The following is a 2,492-nucleotide window of genomic DNA, read 5'->3' on the forward strand; positions in this document are numbered from 1 at the left end:
ATTCTGACTGTAGTATCTCACAGCCATTAGGAGGATTAGAAGGTGGGCATTATTTTCCGCTTACGTGGATAAAGACTTTAAAAGTTGTTCTATAGAATCATGGGATATATCTCCTATTGGGCTGTGATTTTATGACATACTTCTTGGCATACTTTTATTCATTAGTATTTATATTCTTTTACTTAAGGTATTAGCTTCGAACTTGTGAGGAACTGCCAATATCGGTTAATATGGGGTTTATTTCGCACTATTTGATTAGGTGAAAACATGGGCGGCATGATGTAAGCTGTCCTCAAACCCTTTGATAGACAAGGATTTGAAACCCTATAAATGAATATTGACTGGATATTGACTGGATTTTTCAAAATTACAGTCTAAATCTAAGGAGCCTCTCATAAGTTCACAGAACTTTTGGGAGGCTTTTTCTATAAAAAAATAGGGTATTTAAATAAGTAAGATTGATAATTTGGTTATTCCATTAAAGGGGCAGATTGTGGAGTAACTCTTGTATTGCGTAGTAGACAATTACTGTGCAGCAAATGATTTCATCTTAGTCTTTTGTGAAAGAATGAACTTAAAGTAATTCGCAGTAATTTGGAAGATGGAATTTAAGTCAAAAAGAAAAGCCTTTATGGCAAAATATTATGAACTTGAGAACCCCTCAGTAAGAAAGTCAACAAGGTAGGGGAATCATATTAGATTTGGAGTCATTCAGTAATGATCAATTGGATATCCAAGAATTAATAAATAATGCAATTGAACCTAGAAAAATAATCGATTATGAGACTAAATATTGTTAGGGGGATTTTATTTTATGAGTGGAGAGATTAAAATAAAAGATACTTTCTTTGAGATAATTAAAAGCTATTATCCATCTGCAAGAATTTGTAATCCAAGAAGGGGGAACAATCCTAACCGTAAAGAAATTTTGGTGGGAAATAGAGCGAAACGATGGATGAAGATAGATGATAATTCAAAAGTAATGCATGTTTCTATGGATCATTATAGAGGTGCAATTACAGATGTTGATGTGGAAGCTATTCATATGGATAAAGAAGGGGGAAATAAGTATAAATTAAACTATCTCTCTGATGGAAATTACGATGCAGTACATTTTTCATTTTGGAAGAGCGTACCTTATGATTTTTATAACGAACGATTCCTTCTTTTTTTAGAAAAACAATTCAATGCTTATATGAGGTTATAGATACTATTAGTTAAGATAACCTGACGGCGGAAAATATGACTAACCTTGTGCTACCACCACGATATCCAAGTGCTTAGGGGTTACGTAGAAGAAGAACGACAGAGCCAATTGCTGCACAGTACAAATATACTGTGTAGTAGGATAATGTAAAAGATAAACCTACAGTTTATTAAATAGTAATCTGTAGGTTTATGGTGATTGGTAAACGTGTTGGCATTGTGTGGTAAATTCAGTGGCGAACACTGGTAAAAAACATGGCAAGGGTGGTAAAATCACGTGGCCGAAATCACTTCTATTCTTGTTATCGAAAGTGGAGGAAAGTTTAGTTTTGATTTGGCTGAAAAATGGCTAACTTAAAATAGGTACAGAAGAATGTGTGTAAATATTCCGTTGTGTAAATAATTCTAAAACATTGTCATTTCAATAAATATAGATGGTCAAAAACTTGCAAAAACAACACTAACAATTTCCTGAACCGAAACTTATACAGTAAAAGCAGCTTCTTATTACAAGAGGCTGCTTTTTTCACTCTACACGTATTATTCTTGATTTAAACAATCAACCTGTATATGATTGAATTATATTATAATTGAATTTAAAACTTAATTTTAACTACCCCGTTTATTAGCGGGGTCCTTCGGGATCGCGAATAAGTCCGCTAATAAACCGATAAATCCACTGAAAACACACCTTAATTTTAAGCTATAATCAGCAATTTCAATAACGGCTTTCTGACCTTTTCCACCTTTGTGGGATTGCAAACATTCTATAGAGAATGTTCCGAAAAGAGTGTGTATAATCCTCTTGCGTTCACTGATATCGAAGTTTGTCCATTCCTCTTTTAAAGACGTAATTAAATTCATAAGATCAACAGGACTAACTACCTGTTCCGAAGCATTAAGGACCTGGATTAATTCAGGTTCTTTTTCTTTTTCCTTCTAATTATGTTATCGCCGCATCTTTTACACTTAAGCACACCTGAAGTTTCCCCATTGCTGTTGTGGTATCAATACTCTCATTAACAGAAACAAAATTCCAAAGTTATTAATTAGATCCACCAAGTGTTTTGTGCTACGACCAATTCGATCGAGTTTATAAACGACCACCGTATCACCTTCACGTAATACTTCATCATTTCTGTAAACGCTGGACTATCCTTTTTTGTTCGGGTTATTTTTTCTAAGGAGATATTTTTCTCTTCTACGCCATATTTCTTTAAAGGTAAGCGGAAAATAATGCCCACCTTCTAATCCTCCTAATGGCTGTGAGATACTACAGTCAGAAT

General features: G+C 33.9%; 4 protein-coding genes. 1 reads left to right on the forward strand and 3 read right to left on the reverse strand.

Annotated elements, in window-relative coordinates; genetic code table 11:
• The first annotated feature begins 814 nt into the window (after window positions 1–814).
• Window positions 815–1,207 carry a hypothetical protein gene (locus ACFQIC_RS20830; RefSeq protein WP_204712366.1) on the forward strand — a complete coding sequence of 131 codons (393 nt, stop codon included), beginning with the start codon at window positions 815–817 and terminating at the stop codon, window positions 1,205–1,207.
• A 608-nt stretch (window positions 1,208–1,815) separates the two neighbouring features.
• Here the strand turns inward: ACFQIC_RS20830 and ACFQIC_RS20835 are convergent.
• The 3 genes from ACFQIC_RS20835 to ACFQIC_RS20845 all read right to left on the reverse strand — a co-directional run bounded on the left by ACFQIC_RS20835 (window position 1,816) and on the right by ACFQIC_RS20845 (window position 2,450).
• Window positions 1,816–2,070 carry a hypothetical protein gene (locus ACFQIC_RS20835; protein ID WP_390217855.1) on the reverse strand — a complete coding sequence of 85 codons (255 nt, stop codon included), beginning with the start codon at window positions 2,068–2,070 and terminating at the stop codon, window positions 1,816–1,818.
• Between the two features lie 105 nt (window positions 2,071–2,175).
• Window positions 2,176–2,313 (reverse strand): hypothetical protein, encoded by a 138-nt coding sequence (locus ACFQIC_RS20840; protein ID WP_390217857.1) that lies wholly within the window; start codon window positions 2,311–2,313, stop codon window positions 2,176–2,178.
• The gene (locus ACFQIC_RS20845; protein WP_204712367.1) at window positions 2,256–2,450 is read right to left on the reverse strand and encodes a hypothetical protein; all 195 of its coding nucleotides are present in this window, start codon (window positions 2,448–2,450) and stop codon (window positions 2,256–2,258) included. The genes ACFQIC_RS20840 and ACFQIC_RS20845 overlap by 58 nt, the downstream gene beginning before the upstream one ends.
• Window positions 2,451–2,492: the final 42 nt, after the last annotated feature.

Source organism: Halobacillus seohaensis, assembly GCF_042663045.1.
Classification (GTDB): domain Bacteria; phylum Bacillota; class Bacilli; order Bacillales; family Halobacillaceae; genus Halobacillus_A; species Halobacillus_A seohaensis.

Coding starts and splice junctions, on each gene's coding strand:
- ACFQIC_RS20830 (WP_204712366.1), top strand. CDS start 815: ATGAGTGGAGAGATTAAAATAAAAGATACTTTCTTTGAGATAATTAAA.
- ACFQIC_RS20835 (WP_390217855.1), bottom strand. CDS start 2,070: ATGAATTTAATTACGTCTTTAAAAGAGGAATGGACAAACTTCGATATC.